At 67.1% G+C, this 26,922-nt stretch carries 23 protein-coding genes and 3 pseudogenes; 16 read left to right on the top strand and 10 right to left on the bottom strand.

What is annotated here, in order from left to right; genetic code table 11:
* Both DPV74_RS22145 and glcD read right to left on the bottom strand, forming a co-directional pair.
* The coding region (locus DPV74_RS22145; protein WP_119337975.1) for an FAD-binding protein at nt 1-338 on the bottom strand (338 nt) is incomplete at its 3' end.
* Nucleotides 338-1,837 carry a glycolate oxidase subunit GlcD gene (gene glcD, locus DPV74_RS22150; protein WP_060174084.1) on the bottom strand — a complete coding sequence of 500 codons (1,500 nt, stop codon included), beginning with the start codon at nt 1,835-1,837 and terminating at the stop codon, nt 338-340. The genes DPV74_RS22145 and glcD, both read right to left, overlap by 1 nt.
* Nucleotides 1,838-2,069: 232 nt before the next feature.
* On the opposite strand from glcD, the gene glcC reads away from it, so the two are divergent.
* The 4 genes and pseudogenes from glcC (at nt 2,070) to DPV74_RS22170 (ending at nt 5,319) form a co-directional block, all read left to right on the top strand.
* A complete protein-coding gene (gene glcC, locus DPV74_RS22155) occupies nt 2,070-2,840 on the top strand; it encodes a transcriptional regulator GlcC (protein WP_027790226.1) in 771 nt (256 codons plus the stop codon).
* Nucleotides 2,841-3,090: 250 nt separating this feature from the next.
* Nucleotides 3,091-3,525 (top strand): annotated as a pseudogene (locus tag DPV74_RS22160) (DUF6306 domain-containing protein); the annotation flags it as partial.
* Nucleotides 3,526-3,560: 35 nt separating this feature from the next.
* A pseudogene (locus DPV74_RS22165) lies at nt 3,561-3,858 on the top strand (DEAD/DEAH box helicase); the annotation flags it as partial.
* Between the two features lie 186 nt (nt 3,859-4,044).
* On the top strand, nt 4,045-5,319 hold the full coding sequence (locus tag DPV74_RS22170) for a tetratricopeptide repeat protein (RefSeq protein WP_119337964.1): 1,275 nt from the start codon (nt 4,045-4,047) through the stop codon (nt 5,317-5,319).
* A gap of 211 nt (nt 5,320-5,530) precedes the next feature.
* On the opposite strand, the gene DPV74_RS22175 is transcribed toward DPV74_RS22170, so the two are convergent.
* The 5 genes from DPV74_RS22175 to DPV74_RS22195 all read right to left on the bottom strand — a co-directional run bounded on the left by DPV74_RS22175 (nt 5,531) and on the right by DPV74_RS22195 (nt 11,924).
* On the bottom strand, nt 5,531-6,382 hold the full coding sequence (locus tag DPV74_RS22175) for a carbohydrate ABC transporter permease (RefSeq protein ID WP_027790229.1): 852 nt from the start codon (nt 6,380-6,382) through the stop codon (nt 5,531-5,533).
* Between the two features lie 26 nt (nt 6,383-6,408).
* Nucleotides 6,409-7,377 (bottom strand): carbohydrate ABC transporter permease, encoded by a 969-nt coding sequence (locus DPV74_RS22180; protein ID WP_119337965.1) that lies wholly within the window; start codon nt 7,375-7,377, stop codon nt 6,409-6,411.
* A gap of 71 nt (nt 7,378-7,448) precedes the next feature.
* The gene (locus DPV74_RS22185; RefSeq protein ID WP_119337976.1) at nt 7,449-8,708 is read right to left on the bottom strand and encodes an ABC transporter substrate-binding protein; all 1,260 of its coding nucleotides are present in this window, start codon (nt 8,706-8,708) and stop codon (nt 7,449-7,451) included.
* A 66-nt stretch (nt 8,709-8,774) separates the two neighbouring features.
* Nucleotides 8,775-10,766, bottom strand: a complete 1,992-nt coding sequence (locus tag DPV74_RS22190; protein WP_119337966.1) for a beta-galactosidase — start codon at nt 10,764-10,766, stop codon at nt 8,775-8,777.
* Between the two features lie 9 nt (nt 10,767-10,775).
* Nucleotides 10,776-11,924, bottom strand: coding sequence for an ABC transporter ATP-binding protein (locus DPV74_RS22195; protein ID WP_119337967.1), 1,149 nt, complete (start codon nt 11,922-11,924; stop codon nt 10,776-10,778).
* A 189-nt stretch (nt 11,925-12,113) separates the two neighbouring features.
* On the opposite strand from DPV74_RS22195, the gene DPV74_RS22200 reads away from it, so the two are divergent.
* A complete protein-coding gene (locus DPV74_RS22200) occupies nt 12,114-13,154 on the top strand; it encodes a LacI family DNA-binding transcriptional regulator (protein ID WP_119337968.1) in 1,041 nt (346 codons plus the stop codon).
* Nucleotides 13,155-13,275: 121 nt separating this feature from the next.
* On the opposite strand, the gene DPV74_RS22205 is transcribed toward DPV74_RS22200, so the two are convergent.
* A complete protein-coding gene (locus DPV74_RS22205; RefSeq protein ID WP_119337969.1) occupies nt 13,276-13,917 on the bottom strand; it encodes a GntR family transcriptional regulator in 642 nt (213 codons plus the stop codon).
* 131 nt (nt 13,918-14,048) lie between these two features.
* Here DPV74_RS22205 and DPV74_RS22210 point away from each other — a divergent pair, with 131 nt between their 5' ends.
* Complete coding sequence (locus DPV74_RS22210) at nt 14,049-14,525, top strand: OsmC family protein (RefSeq protein ID WP_027790236.1); 477 nt, start codon at nt 14,049-14,051, stop codon at nt 14,523-14,525.
* Nucleotides 14,526-14,553: 28 nt separating this feature from the next.
* Complete coding sequence (locus DPV74_RS22215) at nt 14,554-15,198, top strand: glutathione S-transferase family protein (RefSeq protein WP_059693205.1); 645 nt, start codon at nt 14,554-14,556, stop codon at nt 15,196-15,198.
* A 70-nt stretch (nt 15,199-15,268) separates the two neighbouring features.
* Here the strand turns inward: DPV74_RS22215 and DPV74_RS22220 are convergent, their stop codons facing one another.
* A complete protein-coding gene (locus DPV74_RS22220; RefSeq protein WP_027790239.1) occupies nt 15,269-16,219 on the bottom strand; it encodes a LysR family transcriptional regulator in 951 nt (316 codons plus the stop codon).
* Between the two features lie 114 nt (nt 16,220-16,333).
* Here DPV74_RS22220 and DPV74_RS22225 point away from each other — a divergent pair, with 114 nt between their 5' ends.
* The 7 genes from DPV74_RS22225 to DPV74_RS22255 all read left to right on the top strand — a co-directional run bounded on the left by DPV74_RS22225 (nt 16,334) and on the right by DPV74_RS22255 (nt 24,792).
* Nucleotides 16,334-18,085 carry an IlvD/Edd family dehydratase gene (locus DPV74_RS22225; RefSeq protein ID WP_119337970.1) on the top strand — a complete coding sequence of 584 codons (1,752 nt, stop codon included), beginning with the start codon at nt 16,334-16,336 and terminating at the stop codon, nt 18,083-18,085.
* 127 nt (nt 18,086-18,212) lie between these two features.
* Nucleotides 18,213-19,142, top strand: a complete 930-nt coding sequence (locus DPV74_RS22230) for a dihydrodipicolinate synthase family protein (RefSeq protein WP_060083884.1) — start codon at nt 18,213-18,215, stop codon at nt 19,140-19,142.
* 36 nt (nt 19,143-19,178) lie between these two features.
* Nucleotides 19,179-20,108 carry a Gfo/Idh/MocA family protein gene (locus DPV74_RS22235; RefSeq protein WP_027790242.1) on the top strand — a complete coding sequence of 310 codons (930 nt, stop codon included), beginning with the start codon at nt 19,179-19,181 and terminating at the stop codon, nt 20,106-20,108.
* A gap of 83 nt (nt 20,109-20,191) precedes the next feature.
* Complete coding sequence (locus tag DPV74_RS22240; protein ID WP_027790243.1) at nt 20,192-21,205, top strand: arabinose ABC transporter substrate-binding protein; 1,014 nt, start codon at nt 20,192-20,194, stop codon at nt 21,203-21,205.
* A 20-nt stretch (nt 21,206-21,225) separates the two neighbouring features.
* Nucleotides 21,226-22,785 (top strand): L-arabinose ABC transporter ATP-binding protein AraG, encoded by a 1,560-nt coding sequence (gene araG / locus DPV74_RS22245; RefSeq protein WP_119337971.1) that lies wholly within the window; start codon nt 21,226-21,228, stop codon nt 22,783-22,785.
* Nucleotides 22,786-22,815: 30 nt separating this feature from the next.
* Complete coding sequence (araH, locus tag DPV74_RS22250) at nt 22,816-23,841, top strand: L-arabinose ABC transporter permease AraH (protein ID WP_059693195.1); 1,026 nt, start codon at nt 22,816-22,818, stop codon at nt 23,839-23,841.
* 51 nt (nt 23,842-23,892) lie between these two features.
* Nucleotides 23,893-24,792, top strand: coding sequence for an SMP-30/gluconolactonase/LRE family protein (locus tag DPV74_RS22255; RefSeq protein ID WP_119337972.1), 900 nt, complete (start codon nt 23,893-23,895; stop codon nt 24,790-24,792).
* A gap of 52 nt (nt 24,793-24,844) precedes the next feature.
* On the opposite strand, the gene DPV74_RS22260 is transcribed toward DPV74_RS22255, so the two are convergent.
* Entirely contained in the window at nt 24,845-25,735 is an 891-nt protein-coding gene (locus DPV74_RS22260; protein ID WP_119337973.1) for an amidohydrolase family protein, read from the bottom strand.
* A 169-nt stretch (nt 25,736-25,904) separates the two neighbouring features.
* Between DPV74_RS22260 and DPV74_RS22265 the strand changes: the two genes are divergently transcribed.
* A complete protein-coding gene (locus DPV74_RS22265; protein ID WP_119337974.1) occupies nt 25,905-26,732 on the top strand; it encodes a p-hydroxycinnamoyl CoA hydratase/lyase in 828 nt (275 codons plus the stop codon).
* A gap of 43 nt (nt 26,733-26,775) precedes the next feature.
* Nucleotides 26,776-26,922 (top strand): annotated as a pseudogene (locus DPV74_RS22270) (salicylaldehyde dehydrogenase); the annotation flags it as partial.

The following is a 26,922-nucleotide window of genomic DNA, read 5'->3' on the forward strand; positions in this document are numbered from 1 at the left end:
CGCGGGCCCGACAGCGCCGCCGCGACCATGCCGCCGACCGTGGCCGCGCCGCCGAACGACGGCGGCTCGCACGGCAGCATCTGGCCGGCCGAATCGAGCATCGCTTCGAGGTCGGCGAGCGGCGTGCCCGCGCGCGCGGTGACGACGAGTTCGGTCGGGTCATAGGACACGACGCCGCGATGCGTGCGCACGTCGAGCGTGCGGCCTTCGACGGGGCGCCCGAGGAACGCCTTGGTACCGGCGCCGCGAATGTGCAGCGGCTGACGGTCGTGGATCGCCGCGTCGACCTGGGCGACGAGTGCCGCGCTGTCGTCGATCGATTCGATTTCGCGTCGCATCAGAAACGCTCCAGTTCGGGAAACGGCAGCTTGCCGTGATGGACGTGCATCGCGCCGAATTCGGCGCAGCGGTGCAGCGTCGGGATGTTCTTGCCGGGATTGAGCAGGCCCTGCGGATCGAACGCGGCCTTCACCGCGTGGAAGAACGTGATTTCGTCGGCGTTGAACTGCACGCACATCTGGTTGATCTTCTCGCGCCCGACGCCGTGCTCGCCGGTGATGCTGCCGCCCGCCGCGACGCACAGCTCGAGGATCTTTCCACCCAGCGCTTCCGCGCGGTCGAGTTCGCCGGGGCGGTTCGCGTCGAACAGGATCAGCGGGTGCATGTTGCCGTCGCCCGCGTGGAACACGTTCGCGACCGGCAGCCCGTATTCGGCGGACAGCGCGGCGATTCCTTCGAGAACGCGCGGCAGCTCGCGGCGCGGGATCGTGCCGTCCATGCAGTAGTAGTCGGGCGACATGCGGCCGACCGCGGGGAACGCGTTCTTGCGACCGGCCCAGAAGCGTTGGCGCTCCGCCTCGTCGCGCGCGACGCGGATCTCCGATGCGCCGGCATCGCGCAGCAGCGTGGCGACGCGTTCGGCATCTTCGTCGACGTCGGCGGGCGAGCCGTCGAGTTCGCACAGCAGGATCGCCTGCGCGTCGACCGGATAGCCCGCGTGGATGAAATCCTCGGCCGCGCGGATCGCGAGGTTGTCCATCATCTCGAGGCCGCCGGGGATCACGCCCGCGCCGATGATCCGTGCGACGGCGGCACCGGCTTCGGCGACGTCGTCGAAGCTCGCCATCAGCACCTTCACGCTCGGCGGCTTCGGCAGCAGCTTCACGGTCACTTCGGTGACGATGCCGAGCATCCCTTCCGAGCCGGTGAACAATGCGAGCAGGTCGAAGCCGGGTGCGTCGAGCGCGTCGGTGCCGAGCGTGAGCGTATCGCCGTCGATCGTCAGGATCTCGACCTTCAGGATGTTGTGCACCGTGAGCCCGTATTTCAGGCAGTGCACGCCGCCCGCGTTTTCGGCGACGTTGCCGCCGATCGAGCACGCGATCTGCGACGACGGATCGGGCGCGTAGTAGAGGCCGTGCGGTGCGGCTGCCTGCGAGATCGCGAGGTTGCGCACGCCGGGCTGCACGCGCGCGACGCCGGCATCGGGGTCGATGTCGAGAATCCGGTTGAACTTCGCCATCACGAGCAGGAGGCCCTTTTCGAGCGGCATCGCGCCGCCCGACAGCCCGGTTCCCGCGCCGCGCGCGACCACCGGCACGCCGAGCGCGGCGGCGACGCGCAGCACCGCGCGCACCTGCTCGACCGTGTCGGGCAGCACGACCGCGAGCGGTACCGTGCGATAGGCGGCGAGGCCGTCGCATTCGAACGGCTTGAGCGCTTCGCGCTCGTGCAGCACGTCGAGGCCGGGCGCCGCCGCGTGCAGCGCGGCGACGAGTGTGTCGCGGCCGACGGTCGCCAGCGGGCCGTCGATCCGTTCGTCGTAGGTGAAACTCATCGTGTGTCTCCGTCTCCACTCTCTTCGCCATGCGGGCGGCCGCGGCATGCGCGACGCGCCGGATGGACGGCATTCTTGGCGGCCGGCCGGTGCGTGTCCATACGTCGCAGGCGTGGTCATACCAGTTTTTCGAGGCGTGCCGTGAAGCCGGGGTGGGTCTTGACGTAAAAGCCAATCACGACAAGGGTTTATGAGAAAATCGGCGACATCCGTCCAAAGTGGTCATACCAGTATGGAAATGCAGGATCGACAAGCGCCGGCGCGCAATGTCGCCGATGTCGTCGCCGAGCGGATCGAGCAATTGATCGTCGACGGCGTGCTGAAGGCCGGGCAGGCGTTGCCGTCCGAACGGCGGCTGACCGAGAAGCTCGGCGTGTCGCGCACGGCCGTGCGCGAAGGGATGAAGTTGCTGCGTGCGCGCGGAATCATCGAGACGACGCACGGCAAGGGCTCGTTCGTCGCGAGCCTGACCCCGCAGCGCGAAGTCTCGCCCATGATGCACCTGCTCGGCTCGCAGCCGCGCACGCTGTACGACCTGTTCGAAGTGCGCGGGATGCTCGAGACGGAGGCCGCGCGGCTGGCGGCGCTGCGCGGAACGTCCGCCGATTTCATCCTGATCAAGCGTCGCTACGACGAGATGACCGCGGCCGATGCGCAGGATCTCGACCCGGCCGCGCGCGCGAAGCTCGATCACGCGTTTCATCTCGCGATTTGCGAGGCGTCGCATAACCCGGTGCTCGTGAATACGTTGCAGTCGCTGACGGATCTGCTGCTGAGCTCGGTGTTTGCGTCGGTGAACAACCTCTATCACCGCGAGCCGTTGAAGAAGCAGATCGATCGCCAGCATGCGCGGCTCTATAACGCGGTGACCGGGCGGCTGCCCGAGCAGGCGCGCAAGGCGGCGAGCGAGCATATCCGCCAGTGCGTCGAATATCTGAGGGAGATCGAGCAGGAGGAGCAGCGGCTCGTGCGGTCGACGTTGCGGCTTGAAGGGTGGACGTGAGCAGGCGCCGGTGTGTTCGTGCCATGACATCCATCAAGCGACGTGCGTCGACGATGCGGTTTGAATGGTTATTGCATCATGATGTGACGTATCTGGCACGAGGCACGCCCTGATTTGCACGTTCGTGCAACACGCGCCGTGTACCGTCGCACGTATTACGCCATCGATCCTGACAGGAGGATGCTGCATGTCGATGCCGACGCATGACGGCGGGCCCGACGCCCGCGCCGACCTGACTCCGCATGAAGACCGCGCCGCGCTGCTGGCGACGCTCGACGAGTTGCTGGAGGCCGAGCGCGCGGTCGCGCGTGTCGCTTCCGAAATGGCCGCCGAGGTGAGCGACGATCCTGAACTGCATCGGCTGATCGCCCATATTCGCCAGGATGACGCGCACTGGTGCAGCGTGCTCGTCGATGCGATCCGGTCGCTCGATGCGGAACCGACGCGCGCCACCGGCGTGTTCTACGAGAAGGCGATGGCGATCGACGATCTGGCGGAGCGGATGGCGTTCCTGAATCGTGGCCAGCGCTGGGTGGTCCGCAAGCTGCAGACGCTGCTGCCGACGCTCGCCGATCGGGACATGCATCACGCACTGTCGTTGATGCTGGTGGCGCACGAGAAGAATATCGGGGCGGTCGATGTGCGGCTGCGCGGCGGAGCGGACGGGGCGCAATCTGCGCCGTAATCGCCAGGATTGCGGTTTCAGCCCGGAATACGTCCATGTCATTTGCCTCGCTTGGCCTGATCGAGCCTCTGCTGCGTCATCTGCAGGGCCTCGATTACCAGACACCTGAGACGGTGCGGGTCGAGGCGATTCCTGCGGTGCCGAGTGGCGAGTACGTCATGGCCGCGGCCGAAAACGGCACGGGCAAAACGGCGGGTTTTGCGCTGCCGCTGCTGCAACGCCTCGTCCGACACGGCCCGGCGGTGTCGAGCAACCGCGCTCTTGCCGGCGCCTGCGCGTGAACCGGCCGAACAAGAACTGCAAAGCTTCGTCGAGTCCGGCAAGGGCCTCGAAGAAGCGGGCTCCGACTGTGATTGCGCGGCAACGGTGCTTGTGCCGAGACGGGCTGGGCCCCCATTCGCGGCCATCGCGTAATAATCGATACTATCCGGCGGGCGGCGGCATTCTCTGTCGATCATCGCCGCCGCCGGATGCCACGTACGCTGCTTGACCCACGCGCTGAATAATTACAACCGACCCATGAATCGATCGCTTCTATCCGTTGTCTCGGCAATGTTGTTGATTTCGGTCCCGATGACCGAGGTATTGGCTAGCGAGCCTGGCAAAACGGCAACCACCGACCCCTCGCTCGTATCGGCGACGGTCGATTCAACAAGCGCGCAACAGACAGCTGTCACGCTCGCTCAACGTGGGCAGGCAGCAGAAAAGGCCCGAAATTACCCGCTAGCCATCAGCTATTACACCGCGGCACTGAACTTGCACCCGCTTCTTCTTGACGCGCTGGTAGGGAGAAGTCTTGCATACGACAAGATCCACGAGCGGGAAAATTCCGCGGATGATGCCTTGGCTGCGGCGAAAATAATAAGCGACGAGGGAAAAAATTATAGGCTTGCGTCCTATCTTTACAGGTTCGCGGGTCTTGGATACTCCTTGTCGAACAAGTATGAAAAATCCGTAGTCGCCTTTACGGGGGCAATTAATATTGATCCATCGGATCCGGGCGCCTATGTACACAGGGCGGGTTCTTATAAATTGATGCTGGATTTCGATCATGCTCTCCTGGACCTGAAAAAGGCGTTGGAGCTCGACCCTGGGAGCATCGACGCAAAAGACAGTTATGCAATGGCTTTCGCGGATATGGGGTTGTATCAGGTCGCCATCGACAAATTGAACGAGTCGCTGGCCGCGGATAAAAATGCGTCGACGACCTACGTGAATCTCGGCCAGGTGTATATGTCGATGGGAAGGTATGACGACTCCCGCCGAAATTTGAACAAGGCGCTGCAACTCGATCCGCGAGATTGGGATGCTGTCTTGAAAGACGTAAAGCTGAATTTCTATACAAAGAATTATGCGGCCGCATTGCGTGGAGCCAATGCATGGCTGGACAACAACAGGGAAAACAGTAGTTCCGAAGATGTTGCATACATGCTGATCTGGAAGCATCTGGCATCGCAACGGCACGGCGTGGATGATCGGGTGAGCCTGGACGGCGAATCTTCGAGCTTGCGGAATCAGGAATCCTGGCCTCGCCCGATCATCGATTACTTCCTGTCGAAAATAGATGCCGACCAACTCAGGGTGGCAGCGGCCAAGGGTGATGACGGGCCTCCTGGGACGCGTCAATGTGAAGCCGAGACTTATATCGGGGAAGCGAATATGATGGCCGGCAAGATGGAGGATGCAACGAGAAATTTCGAAACGGCTGTTTCGCTATGTCCGGTTTCGTGGGCTGAATATGATTTGGCGAAATTCGAAATACAATCGATAAAGAATTTCGTCGCGTCACCGTAATTAAAGCCGGGATGGGGGGTGAGTCACCGAAGGCCGCATTTGCTGTTGGGCGCTTGCGCAGTCACCAGGTGACCGTCGTCGTGAAACCTGGCGGTCGCTTGCAGATCGTTTGGCGACATCCATCCCGATCCGCGAAGATAAAAAAGCCCGCCGAAGCGGGCAACCTCTCGATGCGGAGGGGGGAGATACGAATACGCAGGGCTGCGCGCGTTCAGCCTTTGGTCGCCCCGAACGTCAGCCCCGCCACAAAATGCTTCTGCATCGCGAAGAACATCGCGACGGACGGTAACGCCGCCAGGATCGACCCGGCCGACACGAGGTTCCACGACGTCGTCCATTGCCCCTTCAACGCGGCAACCCCTGCCGTGATCGGCGCAGCCTCGTCCCCTTGCGTGAGACACAGCGCCCAGAAGTAGTCATTCCACACGAACGTAAACACAAGAATCGCCAGCGCAGCCAGCGCCGGCCGGATCAACGGCAACACGATCCGCCAGAACACCGTCCATTCCCCCGCCCCTTCGATCCGCGCCGCCTCGATCAGCTCGAACGGCAACTGCTTGATGAAGTTGCGCAGGAACAGCGTGCAGAACCCCGTCTGGAACGCGACATGAAACAGAATCAGCGCCTCGACCGTATTGAACACGCCGAGCCGCAGCGACAAGTCCCGCACCGGAATCATCAGCACCTGCACCGGCACGAAATTACCCGCGACGAACGTGCCGAACAGCGCCGTGCTCCCGCGAAACTTGTAGGTCGCAAGCGCAAAGCCCGCCATCGCCGCGAGCGCGATCGAGCCAAGCACGGACGGCACCGTGATCTGCACGCTGTTCCAGAAGTAATGCAGCATCGGCGACGTGGTCAGCGCATCGCGATAGTTCTCGATCATCGAGAAGTGCCGCGGCCAGCCCCAGTAGTGGCCTTCGACGAGTTCCTCGGTCGAGCGCACCGACGTGACGAACACCGCGATCATCGGCAGCAGCCAGATCACGAGCGCGACGGGCAGCGACAGCTTGTACAGCCGGCGCGATACCGGCTTCCATTGGGCAACGGGTGTCGGAAACATGATGAAGGCATCCCCGGAAGGTCTGGTCACTGCTCGTTGCGCAGCAGGCGGCGCAACTGGAACACGATGTAGACGAGCATGATCGCGAACAGCACGACCGCGATCGACGCGGAATAGCCGAGCCGGTAGTACTTGATCGCCTGGTCGTACATGTAATACGCAAGCACGGTCGAGCTCTCGAACGGGCCGCCGCTCGTCATCACCGAGATCAGGTCGAAGCTGCGCAGCGCACCGATCACCGTCACGACGATCGCCATGAACGTGGTCGGCCGCAGTTGTGGCAGCACCACGTGCCACAGCAGCGCGAAGCCGCGCGCGCCTTCCATGCGTGCGGCTTCGATCTGTTCCGGATTGAGCGACGTGAGGCCGGTGAGGTACAGGATCATGCAGTACGCGGTTTGCGGCCACAGCGCGGCGAACACGATGCCGAACGTCGCGTAGCGTGCGTCGCCGAGCACCGGGATGCCGTGTCCGGCGATCAGCGCGAGCAGCCCGAACGTCGGATCGTAGAACCACGAGAAGATCAGGCCGACGACCACACCCGACAGCACGAACGGCGCGAAGAACAGCGACTTCACGAGCCGGATGCCGGCGACCGCCTGGTTCAGGTACAGCGCGAGCGCGAGGCCGAGCGGCGGCGCGAGCATGAAGAGCGCGAGCCAGATCACGTTGTTGCGCAGCGCCGTGTAGAACGTCGGCGCCTGCAGCAGCTCCGCATAGTTCGCGAGACCGACGAACGTGCGCTCGGTCATCCCGTCCCAGTTGTACAGGCTCAGCCACAGCGTCGACAGGATCGGCCAGATCACATAGATGGCAACCATCGCGCAGGCCGGCGCGAGAAACAGCCACGCAGCACGCCGTTGCCGCCGCACGGCGGGCGACGGGCGGCGCGAGGGTAGTGCATCAGCGGTAACCGCGGCGGGCGCGCGAGGGTGCGGCGGTTCCGGCGGCGCGGCGGGCGGCTCGAGGTGTCGGGACGAAATCGGACTGGACACGGCAGGGCTCCTGAACGAGCGAACGATGGGACTGCCGCAGCGGCGGAGCACCGCCGCTGCGGGTCACGGCGTTACTTCTTGTAGATCCGCTTGCGGGTCTGTTCGAGCTGCGCGAGCACCGTATCGAGCTGCGCCGGATTCGCGAGGAATTGCTGCATCCCCTTCATCCCCTCGTCGGCCATTTCCTTCGTCATGTCGCGGTCGTAGAACTGCGCGACGCCGCCCTTCGTGTCGGCAAGAATCCGGAAGCCGATGCGCGAGACCGGATCGGCCGGCTCGGGCGACTTGCTGTTGGCCGACAGCGAACCGAGGCCTTCCGCGAGCTTCGCGCCCATCTCGGGTGTTTCGACGAACGCGAGGAACGTGTGCGCGTCGGCCTTGTTCTTCGCCTTCGTCGGGATATGCAGCGATTCGACCGGGCCATCCTCGGCGGTCGGCACCTTCGGGTCGATGATCGGGAAGCGGTAGTAGCCCATTTCCTGCTTCACGTTCGGCGGAAAACCCGCCGCGATGAAGGTGCCCATCAGCATCATCGCGGCCTTGCCCTGGAACAGGAACGGCTGGGCGCCGTCGAGATCGTAGGACAGCGCGTTGTCGATGAAGTAGCCCGCGTCGATCAGCGACTTCCACGTCGTGTAGACCTTCTTCACGCGCGGGTCGGTGTACGGCACGTCGCCCGCCATCAGCTGCTGGTGGAACGCGTTGCCGTTCAGGCGCAGGTCGAGATAGTCGAACCAGCCGGCGAGCGTCCACGCGTCGCGGCCGCCGAGCGCGACCGGCGTGATGCCGGCCGCCTTCAGCTTCTTGCACGCGTCGAGAAACTGGTCCCACGTCTTCGGCTCGTCGGCGATGCCGACCTTGCGGAACAGGTCCTTGCGGTAGAACAGCCCCCACGAGTAGTAGACGGTCGGTGCCGCGTACTGCTTGCCGTTGTACGACGATGCGTCGCGTGTCGATGCATACATCGCGCCCCAGCCGTTCTTCGCCCAGTCGCCGCTCAGGTCCTCGAACAGCCCGCGCTTCGCGTAGTACGCCATCCGCTCGCCGGCGTGCCAGTTCACGACGTCCGGCGCGACGGTCGTGAGCCAGGCGGGGAGCTGCACCTTGTACGCTTCCTCGTCGACGAAGGTCGCCTTCACGTCGATGTCGGGATGCGCCTTGTGGAACGCGTCGAGCGTCGACTGCCAGACCGCGCGCTGGCTGGCGCCCTTGAACGCGATGTTGATCGTCAGCGTGCCGGCATCGGCGGACGCCGTCGTGCCGAGCGATGCCAGTGCGACGGCGGCGGCCGTGGCGAGCCGGGCGGCGAAGCGAAGGGGGCGATGTGTCATGCGTGTCTCCATTCCTGTGTGTCGTCTTGTGCGTGACCGGCGCATCGCGGCGCCGGTGTCGGGGTGCTACGAACGGCTTCGATACACGGCCACGTCTTGCGGCCCGACTTGCGCACTGCCGAGCACGAACGCCGACGGCGGTACCGCGTCGATCGTGTGCGGCGTGTCGCCATAGTTGAAAACGTAAGTCAGGCCGCCGCGCCGGCTCACGCGCACGCCGTCGCCGAGCGGCGTCGGCGTGAGGCCGGCTTCGGCCGCGACATCGGCGAACAGCCGGGCGGTGGTCGCGTCGTCGAACGGCGCGGTCCAGTAGTGCAGCGTGCCGTGCGACACGCAGGCCGGGTGACCGTCGGCGAAGCGCGCGCGCACGACGCTGCGCGTGTCGTCGTGAAGCTCGACGAAGTCGCGCCAGTGGCGCGCATGGCCCGCGAGCGGCGTACCGTCGCACAGCGTGCCGTCGATCGGCTCGGTCACGTTCGGCCGCAGCGATTCGACGCGCCATACGCGCACCGGCAGGATCGACGCGAGCGGGCCGGGCGGCAGCGTCGGCGGAATCTGCAGGTCGACGGTCTTCGAGCCGGTGCGCGGCCCGAACACGGCGTGCGCGCCCGAGGCCGCGAGCCGCGCGGCGAAATCGTCCGGGACGACCGGCAGCGGCGGCACGACGACGAGCCGGTAGCCGTCGAGCGGCGCATGCGCGGAAACGATGTCGACGTCGAGGCCGAGCGAACGCAGCGCCGCGTAGTACTCGAACGCGAATCGCGGGTAGTGGAAATCGGCGCCTTGCGGCTGCACTTCGAACAGCCACTTCGCTTCGTAGTCGAACACGAGCGCGACGGGGGCACGCACCGCGCCGTTCGGGTCGGCATCGGCACCTGCGTCGCGTATGGCCGCGATCTCGCGCGCGACGCGCTGCGCCTCGCGGCCGCCTTCGTCGAGCCGGTTGTCCGGCGTATTGAGACCCGCATGCATCTGCTCCTGCGCGAACGGCGCCTGACGCCAGCGGAAGTACGACACGCAACCGGCGCCGTGCGCGAACGCCTCCCAGCTCCACAGGCGCACCATGCCAGGCAGCGGCGCGGGGTTCCACTGCGCCCAGTTCACGGGGCCCGGCTGCTGCTCCATCACCCAGAACGGCAGCTTCGACATGCCGCGATAGAGGTCGTGATTGAACGACGCGAAATCGGGATGGCCGGTGCGCAGCCAGCGCGCCTTCACGTCGGGCGCGAACCATTGCTCCTCGAGCGCGCCGAGCGGATAGCTGTCCCACGTCGCGACGTCGAGGTCGCGCGCCACTTCGTAATGGTCGAACTCAGTGAACAGCTGCATGAAGTTGTGCGCGACGGGCCGGCCCGGCGAGTGCGCGCGGATCACGTCGACCTGCATCCGGTGATAGCGCGCGACTTCGTCCGACGCGAAGCGCCGATAGTCGAGGCGATGCGACGGGTGCGCTTCGGTCACGGTGCCGACGGGCGCATCGACCTCGTCGAAATGGCGATACTCCATGCTCCAGAACACGGTTCCCCATGCGTGGTTCAGCGCGTCGATCGTGCCGTAGCGCGCCTTCAGCCACGCACGGAAGCGCACGAGCGCGGCCGGCGAATAGCTGACGACGGTCTGGTGGCAGCCCAGCTCGTTGTCGGTCTGCCAGTAGCGCACGGCCGGGTGCCGGCCGTAGCGCTCGGCGACCGCCGTGCAGATCTGGCGCGACGCCTCGAGATAGGTCGGCGACGAGAAGTCGTAGTGGCGGCGCGAGCCGAACGCGCGCGGCCGGCCGTCGGCGCCGATCGCGAGGATGTCCGGATGGCGGTCGACCAGCCATTTCGGCGGTGTCGCGGTCGGCGTGCACATCACGATCTCGAGACCGGCCGCGCCGAGCACGTCGACCGCCCGATCGAGCCAGCCCCAGTCGTATTCGCCCGGCGACGGCTCGATACGGCTCCACGCGAATTCGGCGATCCGCACCTGCTCGATGCCGAGCGCTTTCATCCTGCGGGCATCGTCGGCCCACATCGATTCCGGCCAGTGTTCCGGGTAGTAACAGACTCCGAGGCGCATGCCCGATCCTTATGCGTAGTGGTGAACGTGGACGTCGGCGCACGCGGGCACCGCGCGGCCGTCTTCGGTGAAGAGATGGCAGGCCGCGGCCGGCGCATGCACGAGCACGCGTTCGCCGCTGCGTACCTGCGCGTCGCCGGGCACCTTCGCGATCAGCGAGTGGCCGCCGGGCTGGTCGAGGTGCACGTAGGTCTGTTCGCCCAGGCGTTCGACGAGCGCGACGTCGCGTGCGAGTGTCGTGGCGTCGTGCGCGGCGCCGAGCGTCAGGTGTTCGGGGCGAATGCCGAGCGTCACGGCGGCGCCGGCGCCGAGCGCCGAGCCGTCGCGCGGCAGCGTGAAGGTTTCGCCGGACGGCGTGAGCGTGACGGCCGTGCGACGGGCATCGCACGCCGTGACGACGGCCGGCAGGAAGTTCATCCGCGGCGAGCCGATGAAGCCCGCGACGAAGCGGCTGGCCGGGTGGTGGTAGAGGTCGAGCGGCGCCCCGACCTGCGCGATGCTGCCGTGCTGCGCGGTGTCGGCGCCGGCGTGCAGCAGCACGATCTTGTCGGCGAGCGTCATCGCTTCGGTCTGGTCGTGCGTCACGTAGACGACGCTCGCGCGTTCGAACTGCCGGTGCAGCCGCGCGATCTCGATGCGGGTCTGGCCGCGCAGCGCGGCGTCGAGATTCGACAGCGGCTCGTCGAACAGGAACACGCCGGGCTCGCGCACGATCGCACGGCCGATCGCGACGCGCTGCCGCTGGCCGCCCGACAGCGCCTTCGGCTTGCGCTCGAGCAGCGTGTCGAGCTGCAGGATGCGCGCGGCATCGCGCACTTTCCGGTCGATCTCGGCTTTCGGCACGCGCGCGAGCTTCAGCCCGAACGCCATGTTCTCGTAGACCGTCATGTGCGGAAACAGCGCGTAGCTCTGGAACACCATCGCGACGCCGCGCTCGGCGGCCGGCACGTCGTCGACGCGGCGGCCGTCGATCGACAGCTCGCCCGCGCTCAGGTCCTCGAGCCCGGCGATCATCCGCAGCAACGTCGACTTGCCGCATCCGGACGGCCCGAGGAACACGCAGAACTCGTGCGCGCCGATCTCCAGATCGACGTCGCGAATGACCGGTGCGTGATCGCCGTAGGCTTTCTGCACGCGCCGCATCGAGATGCTCGCCATTGTCTCCGCTCCATGTTTTAATGCGCCATTGTCGTTGATTAAGCGCTTAATCATCGCGATCAAAAAAAGAGGCGATGCGATCGCGGCCGAGTCGCGCCCGTCGGTCGGGCGGCAGGGTGTGCGGCGATAGTGCGCCGCTTCGGTGAGCGAAGCAAATACTGGATAGACGTCTCATATAGTGAGCAAGCGATGGCAACCCTGGATGAAGTGGCGCGCCGCGCCGGCGTGACGGCCGCGACCGTGTCGAACGTGCTGCGCGAGCGCGGCCGGGTCGGCGAGGCGACGCGTGCGCGGGTGCTGGAAGCCGTGGAGGCGCTCGGGTATCGGCCGCATCTCGCGGCGCGTGCGCTGGCAGAAGGGCGCGCGCCGACGGTCGCGCTGATGGTGTCGAGCATCGCGAACCCGTTCTACCCGGAGTTCGCGCTGGCGGTCGAGCGCGCGGTGCGCCGCAACGGACAGTTCCTGATCGTCTGCAATACGAATGAAGATCCGCTGCAGGGGCGCGCCTATCTCGACCAGATTGCCGGCACGATCTCCGAAGGGATTCTCGTGACCAACGCGAACCTGCATCTGCCCGATCTGCTCGACGTGGCGGCGCGCGGTGTGCCGGTCGTGCTGTGCCTGTGGGAGCGGCCGGAGGCGCCGCCCGACGGATTGCCGTGCGTGGCGATCGATTTTAGGGAGGCGGGGCGGATCGCGACGCGGCACTTGCTCGAGCTGGGCCACGAGCGGATCGGCGTGATCGTCGGCGGGTCGGCGAGCGGCGTGCAGGCGGCGCGCTACGACGGCTTCGTCGACGTGATGCGTGAAGCCGGGCTCGATGCGTCGATCGTCGCGGCGGAACCCGATTCGATCGAAGGCGGCGTGCGCGCGGCGGGGCGACTGCTCGACGCGCATCCGCGGCTGACCGCGCTGGTCGCGACCAACGACCTGCCGGCGATCGGGGCGATGCATGCGGCGGCCGATCGCGGCCGGCGTGTGCCGGACGATCTGTCGATCGTCGGGATCACCGACATTCACCTGGCCAGCGACACGCGCCCCACGCTGACGACCGTTGCGATCCCGACCGCCGAGGCCGCGGGGCTCGCGGTCGAATTGCTCAATGCGCTACGCGACGCGGGCGCGCGCAGCAGCGCTGCGTCGCGCGTGCGGATCGCGTCGCTGCCGAAACTGGTGGTGCGCGGGACGACCGGCCGCGCGCCCGGCGGGAGCGCGACGCGGTCGATTTGACGTATCGATGTGTTGAATGTCGCGATGGAGGTTGCCGCCGCGATCGGCGCGACCCGACAGGGCGCGACAAGACCGGCCCGGCCCGCGCGCGGCGCAGCAGGCGGCACACGCAGCGCCGGTTTCAGTCGCCTTCGACGAGCCCCATCACGATGCGCCTGGCCGATTCGAGATGCGCGACCGTCATCGACCGAGCGGCACGCGCATTGCGCTCGCGGCACGCCTGCAGGATCTCCTCGTGCTCGACCTGGAACGACGGCGTATCGGCGAGCAGCGTGGCCTGCAGGCGCTCGTACCGTTCGACCTGGCTGCGCAGCTCCGCGATCGTTTGCAATTGCCGTGCGTTGCCGCAGCACGAATACAGCAACGCATGGAATTCGCGGTTCAGTTCGCCCTGCCGGCGCGGCACGGCCGTATCGCCGAGCAGGCGATGGACGAGTTCGGCACGCGCGAGCGTCTCGTCGTCGAGCCGCTTCACGCTTCGGTAGATCGCGTCGCCTTCGAGCAGCACGCGCAGGTCGTAGATTTCCTGCACGTCCGATGCGCCCAGCATGCGCACGACGGCGCCGCGATTCCTGAAGATGTCCAGCAACCCTTCGCGCTCCAGGCGCTGGATCGCCTCGCGCATCGGAATCCGGCTGATGCCGAACCGGTTGGCGAGGTCGCGCTCGACGAGCCGTTCGCCCGCTTCGAACTCGCCGTTGATGATCATGTCGCGCAACGAGGCGGCGACCGCGTCCGCCGTGGAATCGAGTTTGGCTTCCATGCCTGTGTGTTCCGTCAATTTGGAATAATGGTATACCAAACGAAAATCCGGTGCCAAAATGGCGAACGCAGGCGGGCCCCGTACGACGAAATCCTGCCCGGTCGAAGCAACCCACATCAATGGAGAGCGAGATGGCATCTGGTGAACACAAGTATCGCGTCGCAGTCGCGTGGACGGGCAATCGCGGCACCGGCACGTCGGGGTATCGCGAATACGGCCGCGATCACGTGATCCGGGCCGGTTCCAAGCCGGATATTCCCGGTTCATCGGACCCGGCGTTTCGGGGCGACGCGTCGCGCTGGAACCCCGAAGACCTGTTGCTGGCGTCGGCATCGGCGTGCCACAAGCTCTGGTACCTGCACCTGTGCTCCGAAGCGGGCATTCGCGTGCTCGCTTATGTCGACGACGCGGAAGGCACGATGGTCGACCGTGACGAGCCGGGCCGCTTCACGGAAATCGTGCTGCGCCCGCACGTGACGATCCAGGCCGGCGACGATCGCGAGCGGGCGGAACATCTGCATCATGATGCGCACGCGAAGTGCTATATCGCGAACTCGGTCAATTTTCCGATCCGCTGCGAACCCACGATCGAATTCGCCGCAGCGTGACGCCGACACCCGCCGGACGAAATCGACGATGAAGCTTTTCTACTACCCCGGCAACGCCAGCATGGCGCCGCACTTTGTGCTCGAGGAAATCGGCCAGCCGTTCGAGCTTGAATACGTCGACCGCACGCACGATCGACACAAGTCGCCGGACTACCTCGCGCTCAATCCGAACGGGCTCATTCCGGTACTGATCGACGGCGACCTGGTGCTGTACGAGGCCGCGGCCATTTGCCTGCATCTCGCCGATACGCATCCCGAGAAGCGGCTGGCGCCCGAACTCGGCACCCCGGAACGGGCGCAGTGCTACAAATGGCTGATGTGGCTCACCAACACGCTCCAGGCGACATTGATCGCGTATTTCTATCCGGAGCGCTGGGTCGACGTGGGCAACTCGGCTGGCGCCGCGCAGGTGAAGGCGCATGCGGAGGCGAAAATCGCGGCGCTGCTCGATCAGCTCGACCGTCAACTGGAAACGAGCGGCGGCCCCTGGCTGCTCGGCGCGCATTACTCGGTGCTCGATCCATATGCGCTGATGCTGTGCCGCTGGACCCGCGGCTTTGCCGAACCGGCGCGACAGCGCCCGGTACTCGGCGGCTATCTGCAGCGGGTGCTCGCGCGCCCGGCGATCCAGCGGGCGCTGCAGACCGAAGGGATCGCGCCGCCCTGGGTGTGACGCTCGACCCGGGCCACGCGCGCGTCAGCCGGCGCGCACGTGCTCCGGGAGCGCCGATGAAGCCGCGCCGTTACGGCACGACGCCATAAACCCCCCGCGCCGCCACCCGAATCGCATCCACCATCACCGCGACGGCCGGCGAATGCAGCCGGTCGGTGCGCGTGATGATCCCGAAATCGTCCATCCGGCAATCCATCTCCAGCGGCAGCACCGTGACGATCCCGTGCCGCGCGTAGTAGCGCGCGACGTCCTCGGCCAGCACCGCGATCATGTCGCTCTGTTCGAGCAGTTGCGTGATGAACAGCAGCGCGGACGTCTCGACGAGGTTCGCCGGCGGCGCGAGGCTCGCGCGCTGGAACACGAGCTCGAAGCGATGGCGCAGCACGCTGCCGGCCGGCGGCACGACCCACGCGGCGCGCTGCACGTCCGCGAGCGCCAGCGGCGCCTGCGCGAGCAGCGGATGGCCGGTCCGCACGACGGCCGCCACCGACTCGCCGGTCAGCGGCTCGTAGCGCAGCCGCAGCTTGTCGTGTTCGGCGGAAAGCCGGCCGACCACGATGTCGATCTTGTCCTGCGCGAGATGTTCGAGCAGCACGTTGCTGGTGTCGATCTCGACCGATACGTGCAGGCCCGCATGCGTGCCCTTCACCGCGGCCACCGCCGGCGGCACGAGCCGCAAGCCCGGCGACGTGATCGCCCCCACCGCCACGTGGCCGAGATGGCCGGCCTTCAGCGCGGCCAGTTCCTCGTGCGCCTGGTCGAGGCTGCCGAGCGCCGCGCGCGCGTGACGGATCAGCGCGTCGCCGTACAGCGTCGGCCGCATCCCGCGCGGCAGGCGTTCGAACAGCACCGCGCCGATCGATTCCTCGAGTTCGCGCAGCAGCTTCGACGCGGCCGGCTGCGTCATGTTCAGCGCGGCCGCCGCGCGGTGAATGCTGCCTTCGTCGGCAAGCGCGACGACCAGCAGAAGCTGGCGTGTCTTCAGGCGGCCACGGTTTCCCCACGGGCTGGCTTCGGGCATCGTACGGGTTTATATCAATATCGAAATCGATATCGTAATCGCCAAAAACGTCATTAGCCAGTTATCAAAATTCTGCCTAGACTGCGCCGGTATCCCGTCACCACAGGACTGACGATGTCGGCAACAAAACCCAGGCTGCGCTCCGCCCAATGGTTCGGCACGAACGACAAGAACGGCTTCATGTACCGGAGCTGGATGAAGAATCAGGGCATTCCCGATCACGAGTTCGATGGCCGTCCGATCATCGGCATCTGCAACACGTGGTCCGAACTGACGCCGTGCAACGCGCACTTCCGCAAGCTCGCCGAGCACGTGAAGCGCGGGATCTTCGAAGCGGGCGGCTTCCCGGTCGAGTTCCCGGTGTTCTCGAACGGCGAATCGAACCTGCGCCCGTCGGCGATGCTCACGCGCAACCTCGCGTCGATGGACGTCGAGGAGGCGATCCGCGGCAACCCGATCGACGCGGTCGTGCTGCTCGCCGGCTGCGACAAGACGACACCCGCGCTGCTGATGGGCGCGGCGAGTTGCGACGTGCCGGCGATCGTTGTGTCGGGCGGGCCGATGCTGAACGGCAAGCTCGAAGGCAGGAACATTGGCTCCGGCACGGCCGTGTGGCAGCTGCATGAATCACTGAAGGCCGGCGAGATCGACCTGCATCACTTCCTGTCGGCCGAAGCCGGGATGTCGCGCTCGGCGGGCACCTGCAACACGATGGGCACCGCGTCGACGATGGCGTGCATGGCCGAGGCGCTCGGCGTCGCGCTGCCGCACAACGCGGCGATCCCGGCCGTCGATTCGCGCCGCTACGTGCTCGCGCACATGTCCGGCATCCGCATCGTCGAGATGGCGCTCGAAGGGTTGGTGCTGTCGAAGGTCCTCACGCGCGCGGCGTTCGAGAACGCGATCCGCGCGAATGCGGCGATCGGCGGCTCGACGAATGCGGTGATCCACCTGAAGGCGATCGCGGGCCGCATCGGCGTGCCGCTCGAACTGGAGGACTGGATGCGCATCGGCCGCGACACGCCGACGATCGTCGACCTGATGCCGTCGGGGCGCTTCCTGATGGAAGAGTTCTATTACGCGGGCGGGCTGCCGGCCGTGCTGCGCCGGCTCGGCGAAGGCGGGCTGCTGCCGCACCCGGACGCGCTGACGGTGAACGGCAAGTCGCTGTGGGACAACGTGCGCGAAGCGCCGAACTACGACGACGAAGTGATCCGCCCGCTCGACCGGCCGCTGATCGCGGACGGCGGCATTTGCATCCTGCGCGGCAATCTCGCGCCGCGCGGCGCGGTGCTGAAGCCGTCGGCGGCGAGCCCCGAGCTGCTGAAGCATCGCGGCCGCGCGGTCGTGTTCGAGAACCTCGACCACTACAAGGCGACGATCAACGACGAGGCGCTCGACGTCGACGCCAGCTCGGTGCTCGTGCTGAAGAACTGCGGGCCGCGCGGTTATCCGGGGATGGCCGAGGTTGGCAACATGGGGCTGCCGCCGAAGCTGCTGCGCCAGGGCGTGAAGGACATGGTGCGGATTTCCGACGCGCGGATGAGCGGCACCGCGTACGGCACGGTCGTGCTGCATGTGGCGCCGGAGGCCGCCGCCGGCGGGCCGCTCGCGGCCGTGCGCAACGGCGACTGGATCGAGCTCGACTGCGAGGCCGGCACGCTGCATCTCGACATTCCGGATGACGAACTGCAGCGCCGCCTGTCGGACGTCGATCCGACCGCGGCGCCGGGCGTGGCCGGGCAGCTCGGCAAGGGCGGCTACACACGGCTGTACATCGATCACGTGCTGCAGGCCGACGAGGGGTGCGACCTCGACTTCCTGGTCGGCACGCGCGGCGCGGACGTGCCGAGCCATTCGCATTGAGCGGCAGGCGGCGCGAGAAGTGCCACAAACGCGCGCCGCAGCCGGTTGCGGGCCCGCCCGGGCCCGCTTCGTGAAACCGTGAACGCATGACGGCGGTCGCCACCGACGCCGAAGCAGGACGCGAACCATGACATCGAGCAGCACGCCGCGCTATCGCGGCATCTTCCCCGTCGTCCCGACGACCTTCACCGACACCGGCGAGCTCGACCTCGCGAGTCAGAAACGCGCGGTCGATTTCATGATCGACGCGGGTTCCGACGGGCTGTGCATCCTCGCGAATTTCTCCGAGCAGTTCGCGATCACCGACGACGAACGCGACGTGCTCACGCGCACGATCCTCGAACACGTCGCGGGCCGCGTGCCGGTGATCGTCACGACGTCGCACTACGGCACGCAGGTGTGCGCGGCGCGCAGCCTGCGCGCGCAGCAGCTCGGCGCGGCGATGGTGATGGCGATGCCGCCTTATCACGGCGCGACGTTCCGCGTGCCGGAAGCGCAGATCTTCGATTTCTTTGCGCGCGTGTCGGACGCGATCGACATCCCGATCATGATCCAGGATGCGCCCGCGAGCGGCACGGTGCTGTCCGCCCCGTTCCTCGCACGGATGGCGCGCGAGATCGAGCAGGTCGCGTACTTCAAGATCGAGACGCCCGGGGCGGCGAACAAGCTGCGCGAACTGATCCGGCTCGGCGGCGACGCGATCGAGGGGCCGTGGGACGGCGAGGAGGCGATCACGCTGCTCGCCGACCTCCATGCCGGCGCGACCGGCGCGATGACGGGCGGCGGGTTTCCGGACGGCATCCGCCCGATTCTCGAAGCCTGGCGCGAAGGGCGCCACGACGACGCTTTCGAGCGCTATCAGGCGTGGCTGCCGCTGATCAATCACGAGAACCGCCAGTCCGGGATCCTCACCGCGAAGGCGCTGATGCGCGAAGGCGGCGTGATCGCGTGCGAGCGGCCACGGCATCCGATGCCGGAACTGCATCCGGACACGCGCGCGGAACTGCTCGCGATCGCGCGCCGGCTCGATCCGCTCGTGCTGCGCTGGGCGCACTGAACGACCACCGAACGATTCGCGAAGGAGGCATGCACGATGAGTGATCAGGTTTCGCTGGGTATCGTCGGCGTCGGCAAGATCGCGCGCGACCAGCATCTGCCGGCGATCGACGCCGAACCGGGCTTCAAGCTGACCGCGTGCGCGAGCCGCCATGCGGAAGTCGCCGGCGTGCGCAACTATCGCGACCTGCGCGCGCTGCTGGCCACCGAGCGCGAGCTCGACGCCGTGTCGCTGTGCGCGCCGCCGCAGGTGCGCTACGCGCAGGCGCGCGCCGCGCTCGAGGCCGGCAAGCACGTGATGCTCGAGAAGCCGCCGGGCGCGACGCTCGGCGAAGTGGCCGTGCTGGAGGCGCTCGCGCGCGAGCGCGGGCTCACGTTGTTCGCCACGTGGCATTCGCGCTGCGCGAGCGCGGTGGAGCCCGCGCGCGCGTGGCTCGCGACCCGCACGATCCGCGCGGTGCAGGTGCGCTGGAAGGAGGACGTGCGGCGCTGGCACCCGGGGCAGCAATGGATCTGGGAACCGGGCGGCCTCGGCGTGTTCGATCCGGGCATCAACGCGCTGTCGATCGTCACGCGGATCCTGCCGCGCGAGCTCGTGCTGCGCGAGGCGACGCTCATCGTGCCGAGCGACGTGCAGACGCCGATCGCCGCCGAACTCGATTGCACGGATACCGATGGCGTGCCCGTGCGCGCGGAATTCGACTGGCGGCACGGCCCGGTCGAGCAATGGGAAATCGCGGTCGATACGGCCGACGGCGTGCTCGCGATCAGCCGCGGCGGCGCGCAACTGTCGATCGCGGGCGAGCCGGTCGAGATCGGGCCAGAACGCGAGTATCCGGCGCTGTATGCGCACTTCCATGCGCTGATCGCGCGGGGTGAAAGCGACGTCGACGTGCGGCCGCTGCGGCTCGTCGCCGATGCGTTCCTGTTTGGCCGGCGCGTACAGACCGACGCGTTCGGACGCTGACTACGCTGACTACGCGGGCGCGCCGCGGCGCGATCGCGCACGACGAATCATTACGGCACAAGCCGACATCAAGGAGACACCGCATGAACCGCACGACCCAAACGATTCGCCGACACACCCTGCGCGCGCTGCTCGCCGCGCTGTGCATCGCGCCGCTCGGCATGCAGGGCGCCGCGCGCGCCGACGCGCCGCTGAAGATCGGCTTCCTGGTGAAGATGCCCGAGCAGGCTTGGTTCATCAACGAGCAGAACGCGGCGTCCGCGCTCGGCCAGAAGGAGAATTTCTCGGTCGTGAAGATCGGCACGCCCGACGGCGAGAAGGTGCTGGCCGCGATCGACAACCTCGGTTCGCAAGGCGCGCAGGGCTTCGTGATCTGCGCGCCCGACGTGCGCCTCGGGCCGGCGATCGCCGCGCGTGCGAAGCGCTACAACATGAAGTTCGTGACCGTCGACGACCAGCTCGTCGATTCGACCGGCAAGCCGCTGTCGAACGTGCCGCACCTCGGGATGTCGGCGACCAAGATCGGCAACCAGGTCGGCCAGGCGATTTCCGACGAGATGAAGCGACGCGGCTGGAAACCCGAGGAAGTCGGCGCGCTGCGGATCACGAACTACGAGCTGCCGACCGCGAAGCTGCGTACCGACGGCGCGACGCAGGCGCTGCTCGCGAACGGCTTCCGCCAGGAGAACATCTTCGATGCGCCGCAGAAGACGACCGACGACGAAGGCGGCTTCAGCGCGGCCGCGCCGGTGCTCGCGCGGCATCCGAACATCAAGAAGTGGGTGGTCTACGCGCTGAACGAGGAAACCGTGCTCGGCGCGGTGCGCGCGACCGAACAGCTGCATATTCCGGCCGCCGACGTGATCGGTGTCGGCATCAACGGTGCCGGCGAGGCGTTCGCCGAATTCCAGAAGAAGGAGCCGACCGGCTTCTACGGGACGATCGCCGTCAGCTCGACGAACCACGGCAAGGACAGCACGCAGAACCTCGTCGACTGGATTCGCAACGGCAAGACGCCGCCGGCCGACACGCAGACGAGCGGCAAGCTGATGACGCGCGCGAACTGGCAGGCCGTGCGCGCCGAACTCGGCATCTGAGCGTGCGGGGCGAGCAAGCGATGACGACGCAGACGATGACGACCGAATCCGCCGGCAGCACGGCCGCCGGCGCAGCCGGCGTGGCGAGGCCGGAGGCGGCGCTGCTCGCGCTCGACGGCATCACGGTGACGTTCCCGGGCGTGCGCGCGCTCGACGCCGTGTCGCTGTCGGTGCGCGCGGGCGAAGTGCACGGGCTGATGGGCGAGAACGGCGCGGGGAAGTCGACGCTGCTGAAGGTGCTGTCCGGCGTGAACCAGCCGCAGGCCGGCACGCTGACGCTGAACGGCGCGGTGCAGCACTTCGCGTCGACGCGCGCGGCGCTGGAGGCCGGCATCGCGATCATCTACCAGGAACTGCATCTCGTGCCCGAGCTGACGGTCGCGGAAAACCTGATGCTCGGGCAGCTGCCGAGCCGGCTCGGCGTGGTCGACGAGCGCGCGCTTGCCGTGCGCGCGCTCGATGCGCTGGAGCGGCTCGGCGAGCGCATCGATCCGGGCATTCCGGTGAAGTATCTGTCGATCGGCCAGCGCCAGATGATCGAGATCGGCAAGGCGCTGATGCGCGACGCGCGCGTGATCGCGTTCGACGAACCGACGAGCTCGCTGTCCGCGCGCGAGACCGCGCAACTGTTCCGGATCATCCGTGCACTGCGCGCGGAAGGCCGCGCGATCATCTACGTCACGCACCGGATGGAGGAAGTGTATGAACTGTGCGACCGCGTGACCGTGTTCCGCGACGGCCGTCGCATCGAGACGTTCGAATCCGTGACCGATCTCGATCGCGACCGGCTGATCGGCTGCATGGTCGGCCGCTCGATCGAGGACGTATACGGCTACCGGCCGCGCACGCCCGGCGACGTGCTGATCGAGGCGAAGGGACTCGTCGGGCCCGGATTGTCCGAGCCCGTGTCGTTCACCGCGCGGCGCGGCGAGATCGTCGGCTTCTTCGGGCTGGTCGGCGCGGGCCGCTCGGAGCTGATGAAGCTGCTGTACGGCGCCGCGCGCCCGAGCGCGGGGCACGTCGAGCTGAACGGGCGGCGGGTCGCGTTCGGGAGCCCGCGCGACGCGGTGCGCGCCGGCCTCGCGCTGTGCCCGGAAGACCGCAAGCAGGAAGGCATCGTCGCGATCGCGTCGGTGGCCGACAACCTGAACATCAGCGCGCGCCGGCATTTCAGCCCGGCGCGCATGCTGCTCGACGGGCGGCGCGAGCGTGAACTCGCGCAGCGCTATATCGAGCGGCTCGCGATCAAGACCCGCGACGGCGACACGCCGATCGGCGCGCTGTCGGGCGGCAACCAGCAGAAGGTCGTGCTCGCGCGCTGGCTGGCCGAGCGCATCGACGTGTTCCTGATGGACGAGCCGACGCGCGGCATCGACGTCGGCGCGCGCGCGGAAATCTACAACCTGTTCTACGAACTCGCGGAAGCGGGCCGTACGGTGATCCTCGTGTCGAGCGACCTCGCCGAGGTGATCGGCGTGTCGGACCGGATCATCGTGATGAAGGAAGGACGGATCGCGGGCGAGGTCGCGAAGGCGCAGGCGACGCCCGACGCGCTGATCAAGCTCGCGCTGCCGCGCTAGCGGCCTGCAGTCAACCGGAAAGCAACTGATATGAGCCAGGCAATGCAACCCCAACGCACTTCCCCGTCCCCCGATGCCGCGGCCACGGCCGCGCCCGCGCGAGCGCGCGGCGGCGTGTGGCAACTGATCAACCGCTCCGGCATCGTGATGGTGTTCCTCGTGCTGTTCGCGACACTGTCGCTGACGGTGCCGGACTTCCTCACGCCGCGCAACATCCAGGGCCTGCTGCTGTCGGTCACGCTGATCGGCTCGATCGCGGTGACGATGATGTTCGTGCTCGCGCTCGGCGAGGTCGACCTGTCGGTCGCGTCGATCGTCGCGTTCTCGGGCGTCGTCGCGTCGACGCTGATCACCGCGACGCACAGCGTCGTGCTCGGCATCGCCGGCGGCGTGCTCGCGGGCGGCGCGGTCGGGCTCGTCAACGGCGTGCTGATCGCGCGCTGGCGGATCAACTCGCTGATCGTCACGCTCGCGATGATGGAAGTCGTGCGCGGGCTCGCGTTCATCACGTCGAACGGCGACGCGGTGATGATCTCCGAGGAACGCTTCTTCGATCTCGGCGGCGGGTCGTTCCTCGGCATCTCGTATCCGATCTGGAGCAACATCGTCGGCTTCGTCGTGTTCGGCTTCCTGCTGCGCCGGACGGTATTCGGCAAGAACGTGCTGGCCGTCGGCGGCAACGGCGAGGCCGCGCTGCTCGCGGGGCTGCCGGTGATGCGCATCAAGATCACCGTGTTCGTGCTGCAGGGGCTCGTGACCGGCTTCGCCGGCGTGATGCTCGCGTCGCGGATGAGCCTCGGCGATCCGAAGACCTCGGTCGGCCTCGAGCTCGGCGTGATCTCCGCGTGCGTGCTCGGCGGCGTGTCGCTGACGGGCGGCGTCGCGACAATCTCCGGCGTGCTGGTCGGCGTGCTGATCATGGGCTCCGTGCAGGACGCGATGAGCCTCTTGAACGTGCCGACGTTTTACCAATATCTGATACGCGGCGGAATTCTGTTGCTCGCGGTGCTGTTCGACCAGTATCGTCGCAACCAGCGGCGCGCGATGAAGATCTGACCCTGACGAACGCGCGGCCGCCTGCGAAGGCGACAGACATCGGGAGACGGCATGCAACAGATTCATCCGGGCGCGGCGGCGCTGCTCGTGGACAGCCGCAACACGCTCGGCGAAGGCGCGACGTGGTGCGACGCGACGCACGCGCTGTACTGGACGGACATCGAAGGGGCGCGGCTGTGGCGCTGCCGCGCGGACGGCTCGGGCCTCGCGCAGTGGCCGATGCCGGAACGGCTCGCGTGCTTCGCGCTGACGCACGATCCGGACGTGCTGCTCGTCGGGCTCGCGACGCATCTCGCGTTCTTCGACCTGCGCAGCGGTGCGTTCACGCGGATCGTCGACGTCGAACCCGACCTGCCGACGCGGCTGAACGACGGGCGTTGCGATGGGGCCGGCGCATTCGTGTTCGGGATGAAGGACGAAGGCAGCGAGCCGCCGCAAGCGGTCGGCGGGTTCCATCGGCTCAATCCGGATCTCACGCTGCAGCGGCTCGCGTTGCCGCCGGCCGCGATCGCGAACAGCATCGCGTTCTCGCCGGATGGGTCGAAGATGTATTTCTGCGATTCGCTGGTGCGCGAGATTTTCGTGTGCGATTACTGCGCGGGCGGCGATGTCGCGAACGTGCGATCGTTCGCGCGGCTGACGGATGCGGACGGCGACCCGGACGGCTCGACGGTCGATCGCGACGGCGGCCTGTGGAATGCGCAGTGGGGCGGCCGGCGGGTGGTGCGCTACGGGCCGGACGGCGTTGAAACGGAACGCGTCGAAGTGCCGACCGCGCAGCCGAGCTGCGTGGCGCTCGACGGCGAAGGCCGGTTGTACGTGACGAGCGCGCGCGTCGGGCTGAGCGACGACGCGCTGGCGAGCGATGCCGACGCCGGCGGCGTGTTCGTCGCCCGCACGCGCTACGCGGGGCTGCCGACCGCGCGGTTCGCGGGCAAGCCCGCGAACTGAGCGCGCCGGTGCGTGCGGCGGCCCGCTGCCGGCGCCGTCACGGCCGGACGGGTCACGACTGCTGCGCGGCCTGCAGCCCCAGCAACGCGATCGCGTTGTCTTTCAGAATCAGCGAATGCACGTCGGGCCGGAACCCGGCGCCCTGAAAATCCTCGAGCCAGCGGTCCGGCCGGATCAGCGGAAAATCGGACGCGAACAGCACCTTGTGCCTGAGCAGCGTGTTCGCGTATTTCACCAGCTCGGGCGAGAAGTACTTCGGCGACCATCCCGACAGGTCGATGTAGACGTTCGGCTTGTGCAGCGCGATCGACAGCGCCTGCTCCTGCCACGGCCATGAAGGATGCGCGATCACGATCTTCATGTCCGGGAAGTCGGCCGCGACGTCGTCGAGGTGAATCGGTTCGGAATACTTCAGACGCAGCCCGCCGCCGCCGCGCATCCCCGACCCCATCCCCGAATGCCCGCTGTGGAAGACGGCCGGCAACCCGTATTCCGCGATCACCTCGTAGATCGGATAGGCGAGCCTGTCGTTCGGGAAGCATCCCTGCATCGTCGGGTGGAACTTGAAGCCCTTCACGCCGTGCTCGTCGATCAGGCGGCGCGCCTCGCGCGCGCCGAAGCGGCCCTTGTGCGGGTCGATGCTCGCGAACGCGATCATCACGTCGGCGTTGTCCTGCGCGAATTGCGCGATTTCCTCGTTCGGAATGCGCCGCCGGCCGATGTTCGTCTCGCAGTCGACGGTGAACATCACGAAGCCGATCCGGCGCTCGCGGTAATGCGCGATCGTCTCCGGAATGGTCGGCCGACGGCCCTGCTTCAGCACGGTGCCGAAGTACTTGTCGGCCGCGTCGTCGAATGCCTTCGCGAACAGGTCCGGCGGCTGGCAGCACGACACTTCCGCGTGCACGTGCGTGTCGATGGCGATCAGGTTGTCGATGTCCAAGCGTGTCTCCTCATGTCGTGATGCGTCGGCCGGCACGGCGCGAAATCGGCTGTCCGGGCCCGTTTAGGGGTTTGTCCGGAGCCGCTTCCATTCTACTTTACATATCAGGTTACCTGATAGTAAATTGGTCGCGAGTCGCACAGGGCGGCATCGTCATTGGAGAACGAAAATGGGTTACGAAGGGCGCTGGAAAACGGTGAAGGTCGAGGTCGAGGGCGGGATCGCATGGGTGACGCTGAACCGTCCGGACAAGCGCAACGCGATGAGCCCGACGCTGAACGCGGAGATGATCGACGTGCTGGAGGCGATCGAACTCGATGCCGAGGCGCAGGTGCTCGTGCTGACCGGCGAGGGCGACGCCTGGACGGCCGGGATGGACCTGAAGGAATATTTCCGCGAAGTCGACGCGGGCCCGGAAATCCTGCAGGAAAAGATTCGCCGCGACGCGAGCCGCTGGCAGTGGCAATTGCTGCGCATGTATGCGAAGCCGACGATCGCGATGGTCAACGGCTGGTGCTTCGGCGGCGGCTTCTCGCCGCTCGTCGCGTGCGACCTCGCGATCGCGGCCGACGAAGCGGTGTTCGGCCTGTCGGAAATCAACTGGGGCATCCCGCCGGGCAACCTCGTCAGCAAGGCGATGGCCGACACCGTGGGCCATCGCCAGGCGCTCTACTACATCATGACCGGCGACACCTTCACCGGCCCGCAGGCCGCGCAGATGGGGCTCGTCAACAAGAGCGTGCCGCGCGCGCAGCTGCGCGACGAGGTGCGCACGCTGGCCGCGAAGCTGCTCGACAAGAACCCGGTCGTGATCCGTAACGCGAAGCACGGCTTCAAGCGTTGCCGCGAGCTGACCTGGGAGCAGAACGAGGACTACCTGTACGCGAAGCTCGACCAGGCGAACTACCGCGATCCGGAAGGCGGGCGCGAGCAGGGCCTCAAGCAGTTCCTCGACGACAAGAGCATCAAGCCGGGCCTGCAGGCGTACAAGCGCTGACGCGCGCCGCCGCACGCAACCGGATCCGAGTGGAGACACGGAAATGCACGAAGTGAGTTTGTTGATCGACGGCGTGTCGCGCGGCGCGTCGGACGGCGGGACCTTCGACCGGATCGATCCGGCGACGGGACGGGTGGCGTCGCGCGCCGCCGCGGCGACGCTTGCCGACGCGGACGCCGCGGTCGCGGCA

The sequence above is a fragment of the Burkholderia sp. HAN2018 genome (assembly GCF_024704855.1).
In the GTDB taxonomy this organism is placed as follows: Bacteria; Pseudomonadota; Gammaproteobacteria; order Burkholderiales; family Burkholderiaceae; genus Burkholderia; species Burkholderia cepacia.

Bases quoted from the DNA above. Each gene is read 5' to 3' on its own strand.
- glcD (WP_060174084.1), bottom strand. From the start codon at position 1,837: ATGAGTTTCACCTACGACGAACGGATCGACGGCCCGCTGGCGACCGTC.
- glcC (WP_027790226.1), top strand. From the start codon at position 2,070: ATGGAAATGCAGGATCGACAAGCGCCGGCGCGCAATGTCGCCGATGTC.
- DPV74_RS22170 (WP_119337964.1), top strand. From the start codon at position 4,045: ATGAATCGATCGCTTCTATCCGTTGTCTCGGCAATGTTGTTGATTTCG.
- DPV74_RS22175 (WP_027790229.1), bottom strand. From the start codon at position 6,382: ATGTTTCCGACACCCGTTGCCCAATGGAAGCCGGTATCGCGCCGGCTG.
- DPV74_RS22185 (WP_119337976.1), bottom strand. From the start codon at position 8,708: ATGACACATCGCCCCCTTCGCTTCGCCGCCCGGCTCGCCACGGCCGCC.
- DPV74_RS22190 (WP_119337966.1), bottom strand. From the start codon at position 10,766: ATGCGCCTCGGAGTCTGTTACTACCCGGAACACTGGCCGGAATCGATG.
- DPV74_RS22195 (WP_119337967.1), bottom strand. From the start codon at position 11,924: ATGGCGAGCATCTCGATGCGGCGCGTGCAGAAAGCCTACGGCGATCAC.
- DPV74_RS22200 (WP_119337968.1), top strand. From the start codon at position 12,114: ATGGCAACCCTGGATGAAGTGGCGCGCCGCGCCGGCGTGACGGCCGCG.
- DPV74_RS22205 (WP_119337969.1), bottom strand. From the start codon at position 13,917: ATGGAAGCCAAACTCGATTCCACGGCGGACGCGGTCGCCGCCTCGTTG.
- DPV74_RS22210 (WP_027790236.1), top strand. From the start codon at position 14,049: ATGGCATCTGGTGAACACAAGTATCGCGTCGCAGTCGCGTGGACGGGC.
- DPV74_RS22215 (WP_059693205.1), top strand. From the start codon at position 14,554: ATGAAGCTTTTCTACTACCCCGGCAACGCCAGCATGGCGCCGCACTTT.
- DPV74_RS22220 (WP_027790239.1), bottom strand. From the start codon at position 16,219: ATGCCCGAAGCCAGCCCGTGGGGAAACCGTGGCCGCCTGAAGACACGC.
- DPV74_RS22225 (WP_119337970.1), top strand. From the start codon at position 16,334: ATGTCGGCAACAAAACCCAGGCTGCGCTCCGCCCAATGGTTCGGCACG.
- DPV74_RS22230 (WP_060083884.1), top strand. From the start codon at position 18,213: ATGACATCGAGCAGCACGCCGCGCTATCGCGGCATCTTCCCCGTCGTC.
- DPV74_RS22235 (WP_027790242.1), top strand. From the start codon at position 19,179: ATGAGTGATCAGGTTTCGCTGGGTATCGTCGGCGTCGGCAAGATCGCG.
- DPV74_RS22240 (WP_027790243.1), top strand. From the start codon at position 20,192: ATGAACCGCACGACCCAAACGATTCGCCGACACACCCTGCGCGCGCTG.
- araG (WP_119337971.1), top strand. From the start codon at position 21,226: ATGACGACGCAGACGATGACGACCGAATCCGCCGGCAGCACGGCCGCC.
- araH (WP_059693195.1), top strand. From the start codon at position 22,816: ATGAGCCAGGCAATGCAACCCCAACGCACTTCCCCGTCCCCCGATGCC.
- DPV74_RS22255 (WP_119337972.1), top strand. From the start codon at position 23,893: ATGCAACAGATTCATCCGGGCGCGGCGGCGCTGCTCGTGGACAGCCGC.
- DPV74_RS22265 (WP_119337974.1), top strand. From the start codon at position 25,905: ATGGGTTACGAAGGGCGCTGGAAAACGGTGAAGGTCGAGGTCGAGGGC.